Origin of the sequence: Bacillus cereus group sp. BfR-BA-01380, from assembly GCF_022663535.1 — a bacterium.
Taxonomy (GTDB): domain Bacteria; phylum Bacillota; class Bacilli; order Bacillales; family Bacillaceae_G; genus Bacillus_A; species Bacillus_A cereus_BB.
In genome coordinates, this window is sequence record NZ_JAKUFS010000073.1 from 1 (window position 1) to 2,570 (window position 2,570).

Below are 2,570 nucleotides of genomic sequence, written 5' to 3' on the forward strand. Positions count from 1 at the left end.
TCAAACGTTTCATTCATAATCCGCTCCTTTTTCTTGTCCTTGGAACCAGTATGGACAAGATTTTGAGAGGATAAGCACAGAAGATGAAGAAACTAGTCAGTTATATATAATCACTCCATCCTCCAAAATAAAAAGTTTCTACTTAAATGCTTTTATTATCAATTATTTTCCTATGATTTAATTTGTAGGATTACCTTCTTTTTTGTCGAATTTATAGAATATAAGGAGGTGATAACATGAAATTAAATCAAGATTGTATTCGTTCTATTCTTTTGGAACTAGAAGAAAAATTGACCCTAGGTCAACATATCCATCTCCATCAATTAAAAGAATTTAAAACTTTTAACAAGTACGGCGAAAACGAATCTATATATGCAATTTTAAAACTTATAGAAGCTGGCTATTTAAACGGTGCCCATCAGTTTGATGGAGATGAAATTTATGCTCTAGGAATAGCATCGATTACTTTTTCAGGACATGAATTTCTAGATACTATTAGAGACTCAAAAGTTTGGTCTACAACAAAAACACTTACTCAAAAGTTATCTAGCGTCCCTTTAAATGTACTATCAGCGGTAGCTGTGAAAGTTACAAAAGACTTTATAGGATTATCTTAACTATGTTCACCACTCAAGTACCCACATTCACCTAAGAATTTTTGAAATTCTTCTAAAAATACTTTGTACTTATTTGGCGAATAATCATTACTCATAAAAGTCAGTTCAATCTTGAACTGACTTTCCATTTCAGTTCCCAACGTTGGATTGTCAATGGAATAGCCCTTCACCCAAACAGCCGTATGAGTGTCAATTTTCCCCGTACTAATCGGCGCATGATATGCTGTCATATAAATCATCCTCCTCCAAAATAAAAAGCACCCAAATTGATGCTTTCTCACATATTCTTTAAATGTTCTTGAACACGTTCATTTCCTAATCTCCAATACCCTTCGTCCATCTCAAAGCCGATATAATTTCGATTAGTATTAATACATGCAATAGCAGTTGTAAAACTACCCATACAATTATCTAATACCGTTTCACCTTCTTTTGTATAAGTCTTGATTAGATATTCGAATAACGCTACCGGCTTCTGTGTTGGATGAAATGTTTTACTTTCCCTTGGGAAATCAATAACCGACTTTGGATAGTTAGTATATTTCTTTACATGTACCTTATTTAAGGATTCATTATTTCTTTTACCAAATACCCCAATGTTAGCTATTCTATTCTTTTTGATCGGCTTATCTAACAAAATTAAATCCTGTGGGTAATATTTAGGTAACTTCTTATAGAATACTAATACATTTTCATGATTCTTTAATGGCATTCTATTTGCATTCGGAAAACCAGTTACATGATTCCCTTTCTTCCAGATCCACTCATAACGAAATAACTTTATGTTAGAAGCAATTAATTTCGTTGTAAATGGTTGGCTTGCTGTTAACACTATCGCTCCATTATCCTTTATGACCCTTTCGTATTGTTCCCATAACAGATCAAACGGAATGATGCTGTCCCATTTACAAGATGTAGTTCCATAAGGTAAATCACATAAGATCATATCAATTGATTTATCCTCTATCATTTTCATTCCTTCTAAACAATCCATATTAAGAACTCGATTTAACAATTTTGTGACCATCCTTTTTTGCATAATAAAAAGGAGCAACATAAATTAGCTGTTCTACTATAAATACGGTAAATGAAGTTTTACTATCAATCAAAAAAAGTAAAAAACTGCTACCCAATCGGATAACAGTTTTAAATAAATAGACAAGTCATGTGTGCTCCATATTTTTTTAGTTAAGGAGGTTTTACACCTCTTTCAATCGCCAACTGCATATGCGTTTCCCTGTTAGTACATACCATGTGATCACGGTGTTAGCGACTGAAAGAAGAGCAAAAGCTCTTCAATACTTCAACGTTCATTCAATCTACAACATCGAAGCTGTCGGAAATCAAGGTCTAAATCAAAAGGGCCGTTTAATTATAAAATTCTCCTTGTGAGTCATGTTATTTCCGCCATTTCTCACAATACAAATATATCACAGTAATCCCAAATCAACCGGCACATTTGCGGTCAAAAAGCGATCACGACTCTGCCACTTATTATTGGTTTGAGATTTTAATACTATATTCTTCTCTTATATTTCTTATTGGAGTTGGAATACCTGTTTCTAACTCTTTTTCATCATACTCTAGCTTTAATTCTTTTCTTAATTGTTGATATTCTTTTACAATCACTTTTACTAAATTTTCAACATCCATATACTTATACTTCCCCTCACTGATGTTACGAATATGAATATCTAGTACATTTAACAGTTCAACGTTAGCATATGAAGAATTTTTCAAAGTAAACTCAATCATATAATTATCATCGATAATTCCAGGTGCTCCCGCATCGTAAAAGTATAATTGTTCAGCACCATATTTTTGTCCCTGCATTACTAGTGAATGTTTAGTGCAGAATAAAAGTACAGAATATTGCGAAGTATTTGTGCATAGATAGCATAAATGCATTAAAAAAGGCTTGCAAGCTCTTCCATTACCCTCTACTGTGTTAGG

General features: G+C 32.8%; 3 protein-coding genes and 1 pseudogene. 1 reads left to right on the forward strand and 3 read right to left on the reverse strand.

What is annotated here, in order from left to right; translation table 11 throughout:
* Positions 1–236 precede the first annotated feature (236 nt).
* On the forward strand, positions 237–617 hold the full coding sequence (locus MR076_RS25820) for a DUF2513 domain-containing protein (RefSeq protein ID WP_242225416.1): 381 nt from the start codon (positions 237–239) through the stop codon (positions 615–617).
* Here the strand turns inward: MR076_RS25820 and MR076_RS25825 are convergent.
* The 3 genes and pseudogenes from MR076_RS25825 to MR076_RS25835 all read right to left on the reverse strand — a co-directional run.
* Positions 614–847: a hypothetical protein gene (locus tag MR076_RS25825; protein ID WP_242225417.1), complete on the reverse strand. Its 234-nt coding sequence runs from the start codon at positions 845–847 to the stop codon at positions 614–616. The two genes, MR076_RS25820 and MR076_RS25825, sit on opposite strands and share 4 nt — an antisense overlap.
* A gap of 47 nt (positions 848–894) precedes the next feature.
* Positions 895–1,632: a DNA-methyltransferase gene (locus MR076_RS25830; protein ID WP_242225418.1), complete on the reverse strand. Its 738-nt coding sequence runs from the start codon at positions 1,630–1,632 to the stop codon at positions 895–897.
* Positions 1,633–2,111: 479 nt separating this feature from the next.
* Positions 2,112–2,570: pseudogene (locus tag MR076_RS25835) on the reverse strand (hypothetical protein); the annotation flags it as partial.

Bases quoted from the DNA above. Each gene is read 5' to 3' on its own strand.
- MR076_RS25820 (WP_242225416.1), top strand. From the start codon at position 237: ATGAAATTAAATCAAGATTGTATTCGTTCTATTCTTTTGGAACTAGAA.
- MR076_RS25825 (WP_242225417.1), bottom strand. From the start codon at position 847: ATGACAGCATATCATGCGCCGATTAGTACGGGGAAAATTGACACTCAT.